The 19,498-nt window shown below is 71.8% G+C and carries 17 protein-coding genes; 16 read left to right on the plus strand and 1 reads right to left on the minus strand.

Annotated features, from left to right (window positions below):
* Positions 1-24 precede the first annotated feature (24 nt).
* The 3 genes from SD460_RS24835 to SD460_RS24845 all read left to right on the plus strand — a co-directional run bounded on the left by SD460_RS24835 (position 25) and on the right by SD460_RS24845 (position 3,498).
* Entirely contained in the window at positions 25-681 is a 657-nt protein-coding gene (locus SD460_RS24835; RefSeq protein ID WP_318306798.1) for a Pvc16 family protein, read from the plus strand.
* Positions 678-2,654 carry an ATP-binding protein gene (locus SD460_RS24840; protein WP_318306799.1) on the plus strand — a complete coding sequence of 659 codons (1,977 nt, stop codon included), beginning with the start codon at positions 678-680 and terminating at the stop codon, positions 2,652-2,654. Before SD460_RS24835 ends, SD460_RS24840 begins: the two co-directional genes overlap by 4 nt.
* A gap of 103 nt (positions 2,655-2,757) precedes the next feature.
* Positions 2,758-3,498, plus strand: coding sequence for an eCIS core domain-containing protein (locus SD460_RS24845; RefSeq protein WP_290057461.1), 741 nt, complete (start codon positions 2,758-2,760; stop codon positions 3,496-3,498).
* Between the two features lie 7 nt (positions 3,499-3,505).
* Here the strand turns inward: SD460_RS24845 and SD460_RS24850 are convergent, their stop codons facing one another.
* Positions 3,506-6,865, minus strand: coding sequence for a phage tail protein (locus SD460_RS24850; protein ID WP_290057462.1), 3,360 nt, complete (start codon positions 6,863-6,865; stop codon positions 3,506-3,508).
* 190 nt (positions 6,866-7,055) lie between these two features.
* On the opposite strand from SD460_RS24850, the gene SD460_RS24855 reads away from it, so the two are divergent.
* The 13 genes from SD460_RS24855 to SD460_RS24915 all read left to right on the plus strand — a co-directional run bounded on the left by SD460_RS24855 (position 7,056) and on the right by SD460_RS24915 (position 19,489).
* Entirely contained in the window at positions 7,056-8,603 is a 1,548-nt protein-coding gene (locus tag SD460_RS24855) for a phage tail sheath family protein (RefSeq protein ID WP_290057463.1), read from the plus strand.
* A gap of 15 nt (positions 8,604-8,618) precedes the next feature.
* The gene (locus SD460_RS24860) at positions 8,619-9,062 is read left to right on the plus strand and encodes a phage tail protein (protein ID WP_290057464.1); all 444 of its coding nucleotides are present in this window, start codon (positions 8,619-8,621) and stop codon (positions 9,060-9,062) included.
* Between the two features lie 4 nt (positions 9,063-9,066).
* Positions 9,067-9,507, plus strand: coding sequence for a hypothetical protein (locus SD460_RS24865; RefSeq protein WP_290057465.1), 441 nt, complete (start codon positions 9,067-9,069; stop codon positions 9,505-9,507).
* Positions 9,504-9,662 (plus strand): DUF6760 family protein, encoded by a 159-nt coding sequence (locus SD460_RS24870; RefSeq protein ID WP_086682608.1) that lies wholly within the window; start codon positions 9,504-9,506, stop codon positions 9,660-9,662. The genes SD460_RS24865 and SD460_RS24870 overlap by 4 nt, the downstream gene beginning before the upstream one ends.
* Positions 9,663-11,835: 2,173 nt before the next feature.
* Positions 11,836-12,237 (plus strand): hypothetical protein, encoded by a 402-nt coding sequence (locus SD460_RS24875; RefSeq protein ID WP_290057466.1) that lies wholly within the window; start codon positions 11,836-11,838, stop codon positions 12,235-12,237.
* Positions 12,238-12,248: 11 nt separating this feature from the next.
* Positions 12,249-12,695 (plus strand): phage tail protein, encoded by a 447-nt coding sequence (locus SD460_RS24880; protein WP_290057467.1) that lies wholly within the window; start codon positions 12,249-12,251, stop codon positions 12,693-12,695.
* Between the two features lie 2 nt (positions 12,696-12,697).
* Complete coding sequence (locus SD460_RS24885) at positions 12,698-13,465, plus strand: CIS tube protein (RefSeq protein ID WP_290057468.1); 768 nt, start codon at positions 12,698-12,700, stop codon at positions 13,463-13,465.
* A complete protein-coding gene (locus SD460_RS24890) occupies positions 13,458-15,278 on the plus strand; it encodes a VgrG-related protein (protein ID WP_290057469.1) in 1,821 nt (606 codons plus the stop codon). The genes SD460_RS24885 and SD460_RS24890 overlap by 8 nt, the downstream gene beginning before the upstream one ends.
* Before the next feature lie 12 nt (positions 15,279-15,290).
* Complete coding sequence (locus SD460_RS24895; protein WP_290057470.1) at positions 15,291-15,572, plus strand: PAAR domain-containing protein; 282 nt, start codon at positions 15,291-15,293, stop codon at positions 15,570-15,572.
* Between the two features lie 13 nt (positions 15,573-15,585).
* On the plus strand, positions 15,586-16,014 hold the full coding sequence (locus SD460_RS24900) for a GPW/gp25 family protein (RefSeq protein WP_318307208.1): 429 nt from the start codon (positions 15,586-15,588) through the stop codon (positions 16,012-16,014).
* The gene (locus SD460_RS24905; protein ID WP_318306800.1) at positions 16,014-17,975 is read left to right on the plus strand and encodes a putative baseplate assembly protein; all 1,962 of its coding nucleotides are present in this window, start codon (positions 16,014-16,016) and stop codon (positions 17,973-17,975) included. Before SD460_RS24900 ends, SD460_RS24905 begins: the two co-directional genes overlap by 1 nt.
* Positions 17,972-18,511 (plus strand): phage tail protein, encoded by a 540-nt coding sequence (locus SD460_RS24910; protein WP_318306801.1) that lies wholly within the window; start codon positions 17,972-17,974, stop codon positions 18,509-18,511. Before SD460_RS24905 ends, SD460_RS24910 begins: the two co-directional genes overlap by 4 nt.
* Positions 18,512-18,514: 3 nt before the next feature.
* Entirely contained in the window at positions 18,515-19,489 is a 975-nt protein-coding gene (locus SD460_RS24915; RefSeq protein WP_318306802.1) for an NADase-type glycan-binding domain-containing protein, read from the plus strand.
* The last annotated feature ends 9 nt before the right edge of the window (positions 19,490-19,498 follow it).

Here is a 19,498-nt window from a genome sequence, read left to right on the forward strand (position 1 = left end):
CCGCCAGCCCGAGGAGGTCCGCCGGTGATCCACGAGGTCGACGAGGCGCTGCGCAGGCTGGTGAAGGACGAAGCGCTGCGCGGCAGCGAAATCGACGTCGCCTTCGACGCGCCCACGAAGGACTGGGCGGCCCGGCGCAACGCCCCGACCGTCAACATCTACCTCTACGACGTCCGCGAAGACATGCGACGCCGTTCGCGGGGGCTGCTCAGCGAGTACGACCAGCGCGGCCAGGTCACCGCGCGGCACCTGCCGCCCCAGCACGTCAAGCTGTCCTACCTGGTCACCGCGTGGACCCAGCGCCCGGAAGACGAGCACCGCGTGCTCTCGGACCTGCTGCTCGGCCTGCTGCCGCACGAGGCCGTGCCGGCCGGGGTGCTCACCGGCTCACTGGCCGAGCTGGGGCTGCCGGTGCCGATGACCGTCGCGCTGCCGCCGCCGGAGGACCGCGCGTTCGCCGACGTCTGGACCGCGCTGGGCGGCGAACTCAAGCCGTCGCTGGACGTCGTCGTCTCCGCGCCGATCCACAGTGGACGCGTCTACCCCGCCGGACCGCCCGCCACCGACGGCCTCAAGATCGACACCGGCGGCGAGCGCGTCGGGCACCGGGTGTCCGACGCCGGCGCGGTCGACGGGCAGCGCCGGGTCGCCATGGCCCGCGAGCACCGGAAGTCCCGGTGAGCCAGGGGTACCTGTTCGAGCGGGTGGCCCGGCTCGAACAGCGCATTCGCGACGCGGTCGACAGCAGGCGGGCGGGCGACCCGAACCCCGACGACCCGTTCCGCGGCCTGTACCTGTCGAACGAAGCCATCGACGCGCTGCTGGAAAGCCACCGCGAACCGTTCCCGCCGTTCGCCGACTCCGCGCCGGACGGCAGGCTGCGCCCGCTCGCCGGCCGCGCCGGCCTCACCGGCGTCGACGTCGAACTGCTGCTGGTCGCGCTGGCCCCCGACCTCGACAGCCGGTTCGAGCAGTTCTACGGCTACCTCAACGACGACGTCACCCGCCGCCGCGCGACCGCCGGGCTGGCCCTGCGCCTGTGCGGGATCCCGGAGGCCTCGGCCGCCGGCCGGGCCCGGCTCGACGCCGACTCCCCGCTCCTGACCTGCGGCCTGCTCACCGTCGGCGACGACGACCGGCCGTTCCTCTCGCGCACGCTGCGCGTCCCCGACCGCGTGGTGAACCACCTGCTCGGCGACGATCGGCTCGCCCCCGAGCTCGCCGGCTGCGCCCACCTGGGCACCGAGCTCGTCGAAGTCCCCGGGCGCGACCGGCTCGCCCGCGCGATCGGCGACCGGGTCGGGCTGGTCTACCTGAAGGAACACCCCGGCGGCGGCGCGGAAGAGCTCGGCGTCGGCGCGCTGGCCGCGGCCGGGTTCCCGGCGCTGGTGGTGGACGCGGAGCGCTGGCAGGCCGAACCCGAGCTCACCGGGTCACTGCGGCGGGAGGCGCTGCTGCGCGGCGCCGGGATCGTGCTCGGTCCGGTCGCCGACCCGCGGCTCGCGGACCTCGCCCACCCGGCGATCCCGCTGATCGCGCACGGCACCGGCGCCTGGGACCCGCGGTGGAGCGCGACCGCGCCGCTGCAGCTCGACGCCGCACCCCTGCCCGCCGCCCGGCGCGCGGAACTCTGGCGCGGCCACCTCGAAGGCCGGCTCGCCCCGGACGTCGACCCGGGCGAGGCCACCGCCCACTTCGTGCTCGGGCCGGGGCAGATCGCCCGCGCCGCGAAAGCCGCCTCGGTGACCGCGCTGGCCGACGGCGGCCTGGTCCGCACGGCACACCTGCGCGCGGGCGCCCGGAGCCAGAACGCCGCCGGCCTGCAACGCCTCGCGCGGCGGATCGAACCGGCGGTCGGCTGGCCCGACCTGGTGCTGCCCGCCGGGGTCCTGTCGCTGCTCGACGAGCTCGCCGCCCGGGCCCGCTACCGCGACCAGGTGCTCGACGAGTGGCGGATGCGCCCCGGTGGCGGCCGCGGCCGCGGCGTGACCGGGCTGTTCGCCGGCGATTCGGGCACCGGCAAGACGATGTCGGCGGAGGTCGTCGCCGCCGCGCTCGGGCTGGACCTGTACACCGTGAACCTGGCGACGGTGGTGGACAAGTACGTCGGCGAGACGGAGAAGAACCTGGAGCGGATCTTCACCGAGGCGTCCGGGGTCAACGCCGTGCTGCTGTTCGACGAGGCGGACGCCATCTTCGGCAAGCGCTCGGAGGTCCGCGACGCCCACGACCGGTACGCCAACATCGAAAGCGCGTACCTGCTGCAACGGATGGAGACTTTCGACGGGATCGCGGTACTGGCGACCAACCTGCGGGCCAACCTCGACGAGGCCTTCACCCGGCGGCTCGACGTGATCGTCGACTTCCCGCTGCCGGACGTCGAGCTGCGCCGCCGGCTGTGGGACCGCTGCCTCGGCACGCGCCTCCCGCGCGGCGAAGACGTCGACCTCGGGTTCCTGGCCGGGGCGTTCGAACTGGCGGGCGGGCACATCCGCTCGGCCGCCGTCACCGGCGCGTACCTGGCCGCCGAGGCGGGCCGCCCGGTGGCGATGGGCGACCTGGTCGGCGCGGTCGCCCGCGAGTACCGCAAGCTGGGCCGGCTGTGCCTGGACCGCGAGTTCGGCCCGTACCTGGCACTGGTGACCGAGGGCTGAACTGCCCGTTCGGGCAGCGATCCCTGCCCCCGCGGCCGCGCACGCCAGTCTGGCGCGCCGCGCGCGGGCGGAGCAGGCTGAACGGGCGGCGGAGGGAGCGGACATGCGCGGGCACAGTCACGAACACGACGTCGAGCCGAGCCTCCGGCCCCGAGGCGACCGGGTCACCCAGGACGACCCCGACCTGCTGGGCCGCGCCGCGGCCGCCGGCCGGGTCGACGTCCTGGGCCCGGCGGGCGTGCTGGGCCTGCAGCGCGCGGTGGGCAACGCCGGCACGGCCGCGCTGGTCGAGGAGGAGTCCCCGGTCCACCGGGTGGTCGGATCGGGCGGCGGAGCCCCACTGGACGCCGCGACCCGAACGGACATGGAGTCCCGCTTCGGCGCCGACTTCTCCGACGTGCGGATCCACACCGACGGCGCGGCCCACGAGTCGGCGAAGTCGGTGAACGCCCAGGCTTACACGGTCGGGTCGAACATCGTGTTCCAGCGCGACAAGTACGACCCCGGCTCGGACCCGGGCAAGCACATGCTCGCCCACGAGCTGACCCACGTCGTCCAGCAGCGCACCGGCCCGGTGGAGGGAACGGACACCGGCGGCGGCGTGAAGGTTTCGGATCCGTCGGACCGCTTCGAGCGCGAGGCCGTGGCGAACGCCGACCGCCTGATGTCGGCCCCGGCCCCGGCACCGGCGGCCCAGCGGTGCGAGGACGGCGCGGCGCACGAGGAGCCGGTGCAGCGGATGACCGTGCAGCGCGAGGAAGCTCCCGCCGCCGAGGAAGGCGAAGAGGAGAAGATGGCGCAGACCTACGTGCAGCGCGAGGAAGAGACCGAAGAAGAGGCGTAGCGGTCCGCTAGGTCCCGTCCGGCCCCTTGAACCCCGGTTCGACGTTCCAGAGCCCGCTGCCGCTCTCGGCCGCGCCGTTGGACTTGTTGCACGTCCCGCACATGCCGTAGAGGTTGTCGAGCTTGTTGTAGAACGTGTTGCGGGTGGCCTGATCGGACTTCCGGCCGTCCTTGTTCCAGTGCTGGATGACGCTCGGGCTCCGGTGGTCGAGGTTGATCGCGGTCTTGCCGATGCCCGGCACGAGGTGCGGCGAGTTGTAGTCCTTGCCGGGGCAGATGTACGACGAGCTCATCTTGTAGACGGGGTCGCCCTGCCACTTCGGGGCCTCTTTGAACTTCAGGCTCATCAGGCGGCTGAGTTCCCGTCCCCGCTTGGCGTCGGCGGCGCCGTTGAAGCCGCCGTAGAACGTCGGCCGGAACTTCCCGTCCCGCCGGTACTCGGAGCGGATTTCGCCGCCCAGGACGTAGGTCGACTCCTTGAGCAGGTCGAGGTCGATCTCCTGCCCGACCGCCTGGAGCGTCGACGCGATGAGCCGGCGCTGGTCCCAGATCTCGGCTTCCGCCTTCTGGATCTCTTCCTTGGCGCTCGTGGCGAGAGCGTCCTTGAGCTTGCCCTCGTGGGCCACGACCACGCCCCGCATGGTGGTGAGCTGCCCGGCGATCGCGGGCTTGCTCTTGACGGCGTCGTGCGCGAGCGCCCGGTCGATCTTGTCGATCAGCGGGTCGGGGTGGCTGGCCATCAGGAGGACCGGGCGCCCACCCCGGTTGTCGAGGTAGATCGAGTGGGCGTTGCCTTTCATGCTGACCGGCGTCTTCGCCTTCAGCTTCTTCAGGAACGCGTCCTTGAGGCCCTTCACCCCTTCGGCGACCGCGGCACCCCCGCGCTTCACCTTCGACCAGATCTTCTTCCCCGCCTTCACGATCGTCCCCACCACGGAGTCGATCACCTTGCCCACCGGGGCCTGCACCTTCTCCAGGATGGACTTGATCTTCTCCGAGATCCCGCCCAGCCCGAGCAGGCTGGCCAGGAACCCCAGCACCATCGGCACCGCCTTGGCCAGGGTCCGCTCGATCAGCCCGGCCACCGCGCCCGCCCCGCCGCGGGCGATCGACTCCACCGAGTCCAGCACCGAGTCGACGAACTCCTTGATCTGCGCCGCCTTGTCCACGAAGAACATCACGATGTCATAGATCGCCTTGCAGGCCTTGATGAACGCCGCCGCCGGGTTGAGCATCGAAATGATCCAGGTGATGCCCGCCTTCACGATCTTCTCGATCACGAATTCCTTGATCCGGCCGAGCACCATTTCCTTGAGGTCGCCCAGCTTCTCGACGATCCAGCGCCACAGGCCCGGCACGCCTTCGGTGATCAGGATCTTGACCACTTCGAACGTCTGCTCCAGCTTGGCCAGCACCGGCTCCGGGATGAACCGCAGGATCCGCGCGCGGACGCTCGCCCAGGTCAGGCCCAGGATCGACAGGACCATCTTCAGGATGCCCTTCGCGTCCAGCGACTCCGGGATCTCGATGCCCGCGCTCGCCAGGTTGCCCAGCAGCCACCCCTTGAGGCCGTCCTTGAGGTGCTGGACGATGTTGGCCCCGAAGTTCAGCACCCCGGTCTTGACCGCGTTGACCAGGTTGCCGAGGAACTCGATCGGCTTCTTGATGATCAGCTCGACCGCGTTCGCCGCACGGGCCAGCACGCCCAGCAGCATGTCCTTCAGCTTGAGGACCGTCTCGATCGCGCCGCCGACGGCCTCCTTCGCCTTGCTCCACAGGCCCTTGTTCTCCGCCTGCAGCGCCTTGATCTCCTCGTCGACCGCGTCGCGGGCCTCGGTGTACTTCTGCGCCAGGTCCTCCACCAGCGCCTGCTGCTTGTCGTCGACCGACTTTTCCAGGTCATCGAACTGCCCGCCGAACTCCTTCGCCGCCTCGCCCGCGATCTTGCGCAACGCCGGCGACTTCGACTCGACCTTCCGCTGCACCTGCGCGCGGCCGTCGGCGATCAGCCGCTTCGCCTCGGCCAGCTTCTCGCCGACGAAGTCCGCGATCTCGCCGATGACACCCTGCATCTTGACCTCGTAGACCTTCTTGGCCTCGAGGAACAGGTTGTTCGCTTCGGCGGGCAGGTCGGCGAACAGGTCGTACGCCCAGCGCGCCGCACCGCTGACGCCGTCGTAGCGCTCGTCCTTGTAGCGCTTCATGCGGGCCTGGTGGTCGGCGGTGAACGCCGCCTTGGCCTGCGCCTCGCCCGCCTCGAACTTCTTCGCCACCTGGTCGTCCAGCGCGCCGAGCACGCCCTCGACCTTCGTCTTGGTGTCGTCGAAGATCGCCTTGATCTCCCCGGTGATCCGGGCCCGGTCCTGCTCGTCCTTCGCCTTCGTGGCCGTTTTCGCCGCCTGGCCCCGCTGCCCGGACTGCGAGCGCGCCCCCGTCATGCCCGCCATCGCGGACCGCCCGGACGCCTGTGCGGCGCCGGTGACGGCGGCCAGCTGCCCGGCTTCGGACTGGCGGACCACCGCCGGCGCCGACGCGGTGTGCTGCTCGCCTTCCTTCTTCGCCGCGAGCGCGCCGGTGAACTCCGGCTCGTTGGACTGCGCCAGCTGCTCGTCGGTGACGCCGGCCGCGGCCATCGCCCCGTGCGTCTCGCACTGCTCGGCGCGCAGGTCGGTCTGCTCGGGCGGCGCCTTGTCCGGGGTGGCCTTGCGCGGGTCCGGCGGCGCCAGCGCGGCCGGGGCCGGGGGCTGCGGCAGCGGCGTGACCGGCTTCTCCACCGCGCGGCTCGGGTCGGGTGCCTCCTTCGTCCGGTCGGTGACGTCCTTCGCCGAGGCGTCCTTGCCGCCGGTGACCTTGCCCAGCACCTCGGCCTTGACCTGGTCGGCCTTGCCGGAACCGGCGAACTTGTCGGCCTCGTCGAGGTTCTTGGGCGCCTGCTTGGCGATGGCGGCGTTCACCGCGGCGACGAACGCGGCCTTGTCGAAACCCGCCGGTTTCGCCGCCGCCATCTTGTCCGCCTGGGCGGCCTTGGCCTGGGCGTCCTTGTCGTCGGCGGGCGCGACCGCGGCGTCCTGCGCCGCCTTGACCTCCGCTCCCGCGGGCGGGTGCGCCTTCGCGGCCTTCCCCTGCGCGGCGACGTCCTTCTTGAGCGACCGGAACTTCGGGTCGGACGCCGGGGTGACGCCGGTGGGCGCGACCGGGGGAGCGGGACAGCCCTGCCGCTGCAGTGCGACCAGCCCGGACACCGCGGCGTTGCCCGCGGACGCCTGCAGGCGCAGCAACGCGGGCGGGCCGGCCCGGCGCGCGGGTGCGGCCGCCCGCGCGGGCTGCGCCGGCGATTCCCGTGGCACCCTGTCCCGCGGCGTGGCCATGGAACCACTGTCGGCCCGCGGCGCCCGGTTGCCAACGGCCGGACGGGCGGCCCCGGGTGCCCCAACGGGCAGCTGCCTTTAAGGGCAGAGATCGGTTCCCGCGGGCCTATCCGCACGGCCGTACCGCGCCGGACGCGCGGGCAGGACCATCGCCGATGTCAAGACTTGTGCGTCGACAAGGGAGGCCCGCATGCCCACCTATCTCACGCCGGGGGTGTACGTCGAGGAGATCGAGGCGGGCGCCCGGCCGATCGAGGGCGTGGGCACCGCCGTCGCCGCCTTCGTCGGCTTCGCCGCGGACGGTCCCTTCAACACCCCGACGCTGGTGTCCAACTGGGGCCAGTTCACCCAGACCTTCGGCGACTTCGTCGAAGGCTGCTACCTGGCCCAATCGGTCTACGGCTACTTCCTCAACGGCGGCACCAACTGCTACATCGTCCGCGTCGGCGGCTCGCGCGCCCAGGACAACGGCTCCACGCCGAAGCAGCTCACCGCGCGCCAGGCCGTGCTCGGCGGCTACCGCTTCGTCGCCAAGGAGCTGCCCGAGGGCAAGCAGGCCGGCGAGATCACCGTCGAGGTCGCCGACCCGACCGGGGACAACCCCGCCGAGGACCGGTTCACCGTGCTCGTCAAGCAGGACGGCAAGGTCGTCGAGACCCACAACGTGACGACCAAGCGCACCAAGGAGAACGTCGTCACCGCGGTGCGGGAGAAGTCCAGCTACATCACCGTCGAAGAAGCCGCGGGCGCCGTCGCCAAGCCCGAGAAGGGCAGCGCGACGCTCACCGCGCCACCGAAGGCACCGCAGGAGCCGCCGGTGCCGCGCCGGGTCGCCGCCGGTGACTACGTCGGCGACGTCGCCGACCGCACCGGCTTCGGCGGCCTCGAAGCGATCGACGAGATCACCATGGTCGCCGTCCCCGACCTGATGGCCGCCTACCAGCGCGAGCTGCTGGACCTCGACACCGTCAAGGCCGTGCAGCTGGCGATGATCGCCCACTGCGAGCTGATGGGCGACCGGATGGCGATCATCGACCCGCCACCCGGGCTCAACCCCCAGGAAGTCCGCGGCTGGCGGATGGACACCGCCGGGTACGACTCGAAGTACGCCGCGCTCTACTACCCCTGGGTCCAGGTGCTCGACCCCGCCACCGGCACCAACGCGTTCATCCCGCCCAGCGGCCACATGGCCGGGGTGTGGGCCCGCACCGACGCCACCCGCGGCGTCCACAAGGCACCGGCGAACGAGGTCGTCCGCGGCGCGCTCGCCCTGGAGACGCACCTGACCAAGGCGGAGCAGGAGCTGCTCAACCCGATCGGCGTCAACTGCGTGCGCTCGTTCTCGGGCAAGGGGATCCGGGTGTGGGGCGCGCGGACCCTTTCGAGCGACCCGGCGTGGCGCTACCTCAACGTCCGGCGGCTGTTCAACTACCTCGAGGAGTCCATCCTCAACGGCACGCAGTGGGTCGTGTTCGAACCGAACGACGACGCGCTGTGGGCCCGGATCCGGCGCACGATCAGCGCGTTCCTGGTCATGGAGTGGCGCAAGGGCGCGTTGTTCGGGCTGACCCCGGACGAGGCCTTCTTCGTCAAGTGCGACCGGGAAACCAACCCGGCCGAGGGCATCGACCTCGGCCAGGTGATCTGCGAAGTGGGCATCGCCCCGGTGAAACCGGCGGAGTTCGTGATCTTCCGGCTGGCCCAGATGTCCGGCGGCACCAGCCTGGTCAACGAGTAGTGAAAGGACTCCGACATGGCACTTCCCGATCTCGACAAGGCGGTGGGCCACTCCTTCGGCCTCGAGATCGACGGCGTCCAGATCAAGCAGATCTCCGAGGTCTCCGGCCTCAAGATGGAGCAGGACGTCATCGAGCTCAAGCAGAACACCGTGGACGGCAAGTACGTCATCAAGAAGCTGCCCGGACGGCCCAAGGCGGGCGAGGTCACGCTGACCCGCGGCCTGACCGAGGACAACAGCTTCGAGAAGTGGGTCAAGGACGCCCACTTCGGCAAGATGGCCTCCGCGCGCAAGGGCGGCGCGATCATCGTCTACGACTACGAAGGCACCGCGCTCAAGCGCTACAAGCTCACCAACGCCTGGCCCAAGAGCCTGGAAATCGGCGCGCTGAAGGCCGGCGACACGAGCGTGCTCACCGAAAAGCTGGTCATCACCTACGAGCAGATGGAAGTCGAGTGAGCCCATGCGCAGGGTGATGGCGTCGGCCCCGGTCGAGGAGAACCCCGCCACGTCGGTGGGCGAGCCCCGGCCGAAGCTGCGCACGGAGTTCGCGTTCGAGCTCCCGCGCGGCTACGTCGACGACGAGGGCAAGGTCCACCACTCCGGCGTGATGCGCCTGGCCACCGCACGGGACGAACTGGTCCCGCTGCGCGACGACCGGGTCCGCGAGAATTCGGCGTTCCTGACGGTGGTGCTGCTGGCCCGGGTCATCACCCGGATCGGCGACATCACCGACGTGCACGCCGGCGTCATCGAGAACCTGTTCGCCTCGGACCTGGCGTTCCTGCAGGACATGTACCGCCGGATCAACAGCGAGGGCCACACCAGGGCGGGCGTCGCCTGCCCCGAGTGCGGCCACAGCTTTGTCGTCGACGTCGCCGGCGGCCGCCTGGGGGAATCGTGACGTACGCGGCCGGCCGGCTGCACGAGGAAGTCGCGTACGTCGCCTACCACCTGCACTGGTCACTGGACGACATCCTCGACCTCGAACACCCCGACCGGTTGACCTACGTCGCCGAGATCGCCCGGATCAACACCCGGATGAGCCAGGGACGGTGACGCTGCGATGTGGTGGAGCAGGAAGGAGCCCCCGGCGCCGGTGCCGGTGACCCGCGCGGAATGGCGGAGGGTGCCACCGATCCAGCGCGTCCTGGCCGAGCACCCGCTGATCAACCCGGTGCAGCGGTTCAGCGGATCGTTGACGTCCTGGCAGAGCCCGGCTTACCTCGAGCCGCTAGGGCACCGGGTCGGGCCGGACGAGCCGGCTGGGGTGATCGGGGATCTGGCCCGGCCTCGGGTGCTTGACGGGCCGGTGCCGGCGATGCCGGTGGTGCAGCGGGCCACGCGCAGGCGGGGCGGGCTGCCCGGGCTGTCTCGGCTGTGGGGCGCGACGGTGCAGCGCGAGGTTTCCCCGGAGAGGGCTTCGGAGCCGGTTTTCGCCCCGGAGCCCTCTCCGGAGCCCGTAGCTGGGTTCGTGGCGGAGTCCGTGCCGGAGCCTTCGCTGGCACCTTCTCTGGTGCTGCCGACGGTGGCGGCGCGGGAGACTGTGCGGCCGTTGACGTTGGCCCAGACGATCGTCCCGCCGATGCGGACCGTCCAGGCGATCGTGGAACCGTCCCCTGTGGACGCTCCGCCCGTCTCCGAACCGCTGCCGCCGCCGGTGTTGCCGGTCGTGCAGCGGGTCGAGCCGGCAGCGCCACGACGGCTCGGTCTCGGTGCACCGATCATGCCGAGCGGCACCCAGCCCTTTGCTGCGGAGGATGCTCCGGCGCACCGTGCCGACTCGTCACCGGAGGTGACTCCGCCGGTGAACACCTTCCGTCCGATCGAAGCCCCGGAGACCCGATCCGGGACCGCGGAGCCGCCTCTGCCGGTGGCGAGGACCGCACAGGAGCCAACCCTCACGGTGACGCCCGCGAGCGAACCTCCGGCGCCGGAGACACCTCTTTCGGCCGCGAGTGCGCCACTTTCGTCCGAGGCGAGCGCGACGGCGGCTCTGCCGGTCGCCCGACAGGTCGTGGACTCGCCAGTGCCGACCCAGGTGGCCGAGACCGTTGCCGCGGCGGCGGTGCGACCGCCTCTTCCGGCTAAGGTGATCGAGACCCCGACGCTTCCGGCAGTGCCGACGACGGCAACTCCGCCCGCAAAACCGGACTCGCCACTTCCGGTAGCGCGAAGCACCGAAACCCCCGCACTGCAGGAGCCCCCGCTTCCGATCGCCCGGACGAGCGAAAGCCCGGCCACCCAGGAACCTTCGCTGCGGGTGGCACGGGCAATCGAGACGGTGAAACCGCCGGCACCCGAGCCGCCGCTCCCGGTCATCCACGCGACCGAACCAGCGCCGCCCGCGGTCCAGAACTCCCCGCTTCCGGCCGGCCCGACGAGGGAAGCCGCGGTGCTGCCGGTGAGTCGAGCGGTCCAAGACATTTCGCCTCCGGCCGGCCAGGCAAGCGAACCAGCGGCATTCCCGATCAGCCAAGCGGCACGGGACTTTCCGCTTCCAGCCGGCCAGACAAGCGAACCAGCGGTACTCCCGATCAGCCCAGCGGTGCAAGACATTCCGCTTCCGGCCAGCCGGGCAAGCGAACCAGCGGTACTCCCGATCAGCCCAGCGGTGCAAGACATTCCGCTTTCAGCCAGCCGGGTGAGCGAACGAGCAGCGCTCCCGATCACCCGAGCAGTACAGGACTTCCGACCGCCAGCCGGCCGGCCGGGCGAGGCTGCCGCAGTCCCGGTCAGCCGAGCGGTCCGGGACCTTCCACTGCCGGCCGGCCGGGCGGGCGAACCTGCGGTCCGGGACTTTCCACTGCCAGCCGGCCGGGCCGGCGAACCCGCGGAGCAGGACTTCCCACTACCAGCCGGCCGGGCCGGCGAACCCGCGGAGCAGGACTTCCCACTACCAGCCGGCCTGCCGGGCGAACCACCGGCGCTCCCAGTCAGCCGAGCAGTGCAGGGTTTCTCACCGCCGGGCGCGGCTGCCGCACTCCCGGTCAGCCGAGCGGTCCAAGACCTCCCACTCCTGGCCGCCCCGACGAGCGAGACCCTCACACTGCCCATCCCAGCCAACCCGACAACTGGAACCACGGCACTGCCGGTCAGCCGAGCCCTCCCAGCCAACCCGACGACCGGAACCGCCGCGCTGCCGGTCAGCCGAGCCGTGCAAGACCTCCCGGCCGGCCGCACGAACGAGCCCCCCGCTCTCCCGGTAACACCGAGGGCCGAGCAGCCCCTCGTGGTCGCGCGAACCCTGGACGCCCTGGCACCGCTGCCCACCCAGCCGACCGCAACAGTCCCGAAGGCCGGCAGCTCCCTGGCCCGGTCACTCGAGACACCAGCCACCCACAACGTCGAAACCACCGAACCGACGCTGGCCTACCTCCTTCCGCCGGCGACAACCCACGACGAACCCACCCAACCGGCACCCACCAGCCAAGACACACCCGCCATCCAGCGCGCCCCAGAACCGGAACCCGCACCGGCAGCACCAGCATCGCCGGCAGCGACCCCAACCCCACCGCCACCGGAAACCGAAGAACTCGTCAAAAAGCTCTTCGACCCGCTCCTGCGACGCCTCAAGACCGAACTCCGCCTGGACCGTGAACGCCGGGGCGCGCTCACCGACCGCTCGCACTGAAGGAGAAGCCGATGCCGGACACCGAAGAGGCCGTCGCCGTCTGCTACGTCGTCAAACTGGACGACAAGAACCTCGGCAACCTCGGCGCCTTCTCCAGCTGTGACGGGCTGGGGTGCGAATTCGTCATGGAACAGCGGGAAGAGGGCGGCAACAACGGCATGGTCTGGCAGCTGCCGACCCGGATCAAGTACTCGAACATCAAGCTCTCGCGGCCGGTCACCGCGGCTAGCTCGCAGATCACCAAGTGGTTCGCCAGCCTCGCGAGCGGGATCGAGCGCAAGACCGCCACCATCGAGGCGCGCACCCTCGAAGGGACCGTCATCGCCAGCTGGGCCCTGGAAGGCGTCGTCCCGGTGCGCTGGAGCGGGCCGCAGCTCTCGCCCGACTCGCCCAAGGTCGCCACCGAGACCCTCGAGCTGGCCCACCACGGCTTCCTCAGCCCGGCGAAGAAGGGCTAGCCATGTCCTCACCCGTCACCTTCACCTCGGCCGGCTCCGCGCCGCCCGCTGCCTACGGGTCCGGTGAGCCCGCGCCGAACAACCTGCAGCGCGCCTTGCTGGAAGTGCGGAAGCCGCCGCAGTCCGGGGGGACCGGGCAGCCGCCGGGGGAGAAGATGTTCGACATCAAGTTCCAGTTCAACCCCAAGGAACTGTCGCTGAGCAAGAACGCCAAGTGGGGGCGGGACGCGCAGCCGAACGCCAAGAAGAGCGCGCCGCCGCAGTTCAAGGGGTCCGATCCGGCGAAGCTGGCGCTGGAGATGTTCCTCGACGCCACCGACAAGATGGACGACGCCGTCGTCAAGAAGGTCGAGCAGCTGTTCACCTGCTGCGTGGCCACCGAGGACAGCCGCCAGCACCGCAAACCCTCGCCGCCGTGGGTGATCTTCAAGTGGGGTGGCATGACCGGCTTCCCCGCCTACGTCTCCAGCGTGACGGCCAAGTACACGCTCTTCACACCGTCGGGGACGCCGGTCCGCGCGGTCTGCACGGTGAACCTGGAGGAGATCGCGGGTGAGCTGAGCGGCCAGAACCCGACGTCCGGCGCGCTCGCGGCCCGGGACACCCACGTGCTCGTCGCCGGGGATTCGCTGCCCTCCATCGCGTTCCGGGCCTACGGCGACCCCGGCCGGTGGCGCGAGATCGCCGACGCCAACGACATCGACGACCCGATGCGGCTGCGGCCCGGCACCCGGCTGCTGGTGCCCGCGCTGGAGGAGCTCGATGGCTAACGAGACCTTCACCAACACCCTCGTCGTCGAGGTCGAGGGCACCCCGCTGGCCGACGACGTCAAGGTGATGCTCAGCTACGCCTACGTCGACGACAGCCGGAACCTGCCGGACACGTTCGTGCTGCGCTTCCGCGACCCCGGGTCCGTCGTGCTGGACAAGGGCAAGTTCAAGGTCGGGGCGAAGGTCACGCTCAAGGTCCAGACGTCCGATCCCGAAGGCCCGCAAGAGCTGATGGCCGGTGAAGTCACCGCGGTCGCGATCGACCTGGACCCGCACGGCACGTTCACCGAGGTCCGCGGGTACGACCAGGCGCACCGGTTGTTCCGCGGCCGCCGGGTGGCGGCGTACCCGAACATGACGATCTCGGACGTCGTGCGCAAGATCGCCGGGCGCGCGGGCATCGCGGCCGGGAAGATCGACGACGTCCGGGGCTTCGGCGGCCGCCCGAACACCCAGCTGAGCCAGGACAACGTCAGTGACTGGGAGTTCCTGTCGCGGCTGGCCGACGCGGTGGGCGCGCAGATCGCCGTCCGCGAGGGGAAGCTGAACTTCGAACTCCCCGAAAAACCCTCCGGCGCGCCTTCGACGACGACCAAGGCGACCACGGACCCGCTCGTCCTGGAGGCGCACGGGACGCTGGTCAGCCTCCGCGCGAGCGTCACCGCGGCCGAGCAGGTGCCCGAGGTGCGGGTCAACGGCTGGGACTACGAGCACAAGCAGCCGGTCACCGCCACCGCGACCCCGCGCAACGCGGGCACCGACGTACCCGAGGTGGACCCGGTGGCGCTGGCGAAGAAGTTCGCGAGCCCGCCCTTCCTCGACGCCGCCGCACCCCGGCGCGCCCAGGCCGAAGCGGACGCGACCGCGAAAGCACTGGCCGACCGGTTCGGCAGCGCCTGCACCGAACTCGACGGCGTCGCGAAGGGCAACCCGAAGCTGCGCGCCGGCACCGCGGTCACGCTCACCGGCGTCGGACGGCCCTTCTCCGGCAAGTACACCCTGACCGGCACCCGGCACCTGTTCAACGCCGAAGTCGGCTACACGACCGAATTCACCGTGTCCGGCCGCCAGGAACGCTCGCTCTACGGCCTGGTCGCCGGCGGGGCGAAGAGCTCGCCGTGGCCGGGCGTGGTCCCCGCGCAGGTGAGCGACCTCAAGGACCCGGCGAACCTCGGCCGCGTGAAGCTGACCTTCCCGTGGCTGGACCGGGACTTCACCAGCACCTGGGCCCGCACGGTGCAGCCCGGCGCGGGCAAGGACCGGGGCGCGCTGGTGCTGCCCGAGGTCGGCGACGAGGTCCTGGTCGGCTTCGAACACGGCGACTTCGAAGCGCCCTACGTCCTCGGCGGGCTCCACAACACCAAGGACGCCGCCCCGCGCCTGAGCAAGGACCCCGTCGACGGCACCAGCGGGCAGGTCACCGTCCGCGGGTTCGTCTCGCGGAAGGGGCACAAGCTGGAATTCGCCGAAGACGACGGCATCACCCTGGCCTCCGGTGACGCGAAGTTCGTGGTCAAGATCGACCAGAAGAACCAGGTCATCGAGGTCACCAGCGGCAAGAGCGTCACGGTCAAGGCCCAGAACGGCGTCAGCATTGACGCCGGGACCGGGCCGCTGGAGCTCAAGGGCCAGAAGGTGACGGTGAAGTCCCAGACCGACGCCAGCATCGAGGCGAGCAGCCGGCTGAAGCTGAACGGCACCGCCGGCGTGAAGGTCGAGGGCGCCACCGTGTCGGTCGCCGGGCAGGGCCAGACGGAACTGACCGCCAGCGGTGTCGTCACCGTGCGCGGCGGCCTGGTCAAGATCAACTGACGGGGGAGCGACATGCCACCAGCCGCGAGGGTCGGCGACCCGACGGGGCACCCGGGCGTCATCGCCGGGCCGGGGGTGCCGACCGTGCTGATCGGCGGGCTGCCCGCCGCGAACGTCGGCACGCTGCACACCTGCTCGTTCCCGCCGCCCGCGGTGCACCCGCCGACGCCGATCGCGCCACCGGGCTGCCCGACCGTCCTGCTCGGCGGCATGCCCGCGGCCCGGATGGGCGACCTGGCCACCTGCGGCGCGCCGATCGTCATGGGCTGCCCGACCGTCCTGATCGGAGGCTGAAGTGACGGTGCCGATGAAGGACTTCCTGGGCCGGGGACTGGCGTTCCCGCTGCACACCGACGCGACCGGGTCGATCGCGCTGGTCGGCGGCGAACGCGAGGTCGTCGAGAGCATCCGGCTGATCCTGGCCACGTCGCCGGGCGAGCGCCCGATGCGCCCGGAGTTCGGCTGCGCGGTCCACGACCTGGTGTTCGCGCCGGCCGACGCGGCGACCGCCGGGCAGATCGCCTACGAGGTGCGGACCGCGCTGGAGCGCTGGGAGCCGCGGATCACCCTCGACGACGTCGTCGTCGGCTTCGACGCGGCCGACCGGGGCACCCTGCTCATCGACATCCGCTACCACCTGCGCGGCACGAACGACCCGCGCAACCTCGTCTTCCCCTTCTACGTGATCCCGCCGCACGAGTCCGCAGCGCTCGATTCCCCAGTGGACGGTGCGTGATGTCCCTGCCGCTGCCCAACCTCGACGACCGCCGGTTCCAGGACCTGGTCGACGAAGCCAAGTACCTGGTCCAGCGCAACTGCCCGGAGTGGACCGACCACAACGTCTCCGACCCGGGCGTCACGCTGATCGAGACGTTCGCGCAGATGGTCGACCAGCTGCTCTACCGGCTCAACCGGGTGCCCGACCGGCACTACCTGCGGTTCCTCGAGCTGATCGGGGTGCGCCTGTTCCCGCCGGCCGCGGCGCGCGCCGACGTGACGTTCTGGCTTTCGGCCGCCCGGGACGTCCCGGTGGTCGTCGCGGCGGGCAAGCAGGTCGCGAGTGTGCGCACCGAGGTCGAGGACCCCGTCGTGTTCACCGTCGAGCGGACGCTGACCATCGTGCCGTGCTCGCTCGCGCACCTGGCGACCAGCACGTCCGACACCGGCCTCCCGCCGGTCGACCGCACCGACGAGCTCCTCGTGGGTGGCGGGCCCGCGGCCTTCGCCGAAACCCCGGCCCCCGGCGACGCGGTCTGCTTCGGCCTGTCGGACGCGGTGCCCGGCTGCGCGGTGCTGCTGCGGCTGGACTGCGAGGTCGAGGGCCAGGGCGTCGACCCGCACGACCCGCCGTGGCGGTGGGAGGCCTGGGACGGCTCCGGCTGGGTGGCGTGCGAGGTCGACCGCGACAGCACCGGCGCGTTCAACCGCGCCGGGGACGTCGTCGTGCACGTCCCGCACGGCCACGAGATGTCGGTGCTCGCCCGCCGACGCGCGGGGTGGCTGCGGTGCCGGCTGGTCGAGGCCAAGGAGAACCAGCCGTTCTACCAGCGCTCGCCACGGCTGCACGCGGTCGAGGCCTCGACCATCGGCGGCACGGCCGGTGCCGTGCACGCCGAGATCATCCGCAACGAGATCGCCGGGACCTCGGACGGCACGCCGGGCCAGCGGTTCCCGCTCGGCCGGCCGCCGGTGGTCGCCGGGGACGGCGAGCTGGTCGTCGAGGTCTCGGGCCCGGACGGCTGGCAGCAGTGGACCGAGGTCCGGTCGTTCGCCGGCTCCGGACCCGGCGACCGGCACGTCGTCCTCGACCGGGTCGGCGGGGAAGTCGTGTTCGGTCCCGCGGTGCGCCAGCCCGAGGGCGGCCTCCGGTACTACGGCGCCGTGCCGGCCAAGTCCGCCGCGATCCGCGTGCCCGAATACCGGTCCGGCGGCGGGCGGCGCGGCAACGTCGCCCGCGAGGTCCTCGAGGTGCAGCGGGACCCGATCCCGTTCGTGAGCAGCGTGGTCAACCGCCGTCCCGCGATCGGCGGGGTGGACGGCGAGTCGGTGCGGGACGCGCAGGTCCGCGGCCCGCTGCTGCTGCGCACCCGCGACCGCGCGGTGACCGCCGAGGACTACGAACAGCTCGCGCGCGAAGCGGCGCCGGAAGCGGCGCGCGTGCGGTGCATCCCGGCGCACGGCGCCGACGGCCGCGAGACCGGCGCGATCCGGGTCCTGGTCGTGCCGGCGGTGCCCGACACCGGCGAACTCGCCTTCTCGGCCCTGATGCTCGACCCCGGCATGCGCGCCCGGATCGAGCGCCACCTCGACGAACGGCGCTGCGTGGGCGCACTCGTGTCCGTCGAGCCGCCGTTCTACCAGGGCGTCACGGTGGTCGCGCGGCTGCGCGCCCGGCGCCGGACGACGGCGGGCACGCTCGGCGCGCGGGCGACCCAGGCCCTCTACGACTACTTCAACCCGCTCAGCGGCGGCCCGGACGGCGACGGCTGGCCGTTCGGGCGGCCGGTGCAGTCGGGCGAGGTCTTCGCGGTGCTGCAACGGCTTCCCGGCGTCGAGCTGGTGGAAGACGTGCGCCTGTTCGCCGCGAACCCGATCACCCGCGAACGCGGCGACCAGGCCGACCGGCTCGACCTGCCGCCGCAGGCGCTCGCGTTCTCGTTCGGGCACCAGGTGCGGGTGCGGGAGGCCGGCGCATGAGGGCCGGGATCCCGGGCCTGCCGAGCCCGCACCCGATCGGCGAGCAGCTGCCCGCGGTGTACGCCGACGACCGGTTCGTGCGGGGCTTCACCGGCGCGCTCGACGAGGTCCTCGCCCCGATCCTGTCCACATTGGACAACTTCGCGGGCTACCTGGACCCGGGGGTGGCGCCCGAGGACTTCGTCGGCTGGCTGGCGCACTGGGTCGCGCTGCGCGTCGACGAGAGCTGGAGCCCGGCGCAGCTGCGGGAGCTGGTCACGCGGTCGGTCGAGCTGCACCGGTGGCGCGGCACCCGGCGTGGCCTGGCCGAGCACGTGCGGCTGCTCACCGGTGGCGTGGTCGAGCTGACCGACAGCGGCGGGGTCGTGGCCTCGCCGCGGCCCGGCGCGCCGCTGCCGGACCCGGGCCCGGCCTGGGTGCAGGTGCGAGTCCGGGTGCCCGACCCGGCCCGGGTGGACCGGCGGCGGCTGACGGCGGCGGTCGTGGACGCGGTGCCCGCCCACGTGCGGGTCGCGGTGGAAGTGGTGGAGGGGTAGCGGATGGTCATCTACGCCGAGTGCGGGCACCAGGGTCCCGCCGACGTCGAGTTCTGCGGTGAATGCGGCCGGTACCTGAAGTGGGACGACGGCCCCGTCGCGGTGCGGTCGCAGCCGGTGGTGCAGCAGCAGGTCGTGCAGCCCGCCGAGCCGCTCGCCCCGGTCCGGCAGCCGGTGCGGCAGACCGTCGAGGACCAGGTCCTCCACCCTGGCGACCTGATCTGCGGCCGGTGCGGCAAGGGCAACGTGCCCACCCGCAACTTCTGCGGCCGCTGCGGCGCGTCGCTGGCCGAGTCCGAGGTCGTCAAGACGTCGTGGTGGCGGCGGCTGTTCGGCCGCAAGCCGAAGGAGCACAAAGCCGGGGCCCGGCCGGGCAAGGACGGCGTCCGCCGCCGGACCGGGCGGGCCGGGGCCGCGCGCCGGACCGCCGGCAAGGTGATCCGCCGCGCCGTCGCGGTGGCGCTGGTGCTCGCGGCGCTGGTCTACGCGCTCTACCAGCCGTTCCGTGGGGCGATCAACACCGCGGCGACCGGGCTGTGGGGCCAGGTGACCGGCATCTTCGAGGCCAAGCTGAACCCGGTCCGCCCGGTCAAGGTGACCGCGACCGCGCAGGTGACCGGGCACGCGGCCCCGCTGGTCAGCGACAACGCCAAGAACACCTTCTGGGCGGCCCCGACCGACCGGGAACCCGCGCTGGTGTTCACCTTCGACCACCCCGCGGACCTGCGGAAGGCGATCGTGTACTCCGGCGACGCCGCGAACTTCCAGGCCGCGCACCGGCCGCAGAAGCTGCACCTGGTCTTCTCCACCGGCAAGACCTACGACATGGCGCTGGCCGACACGCCCGACGCCCAGGAAGTCCCGATCGAGAACAGCGCCGGCGCGACCAGCGTCGAGCTGCACGTGACCGGGCTGCACCGCTCGCTCAACGGCACCGACGTCGCGATCTCCGAGATCGAACTGTTCGAAGCCGGCTGAGCCACCGAC

Origin of the sequence: Amycolatopsis solani, assembly GCF_033441515.1 — a bacterium.
Classification (GTDB): Bacteria; Actinomycetota; Actinomycetes; order Mycobacteriales; family Pseudonocardiaceae; genus Amycolatopsis; species Amycolatopsis solani.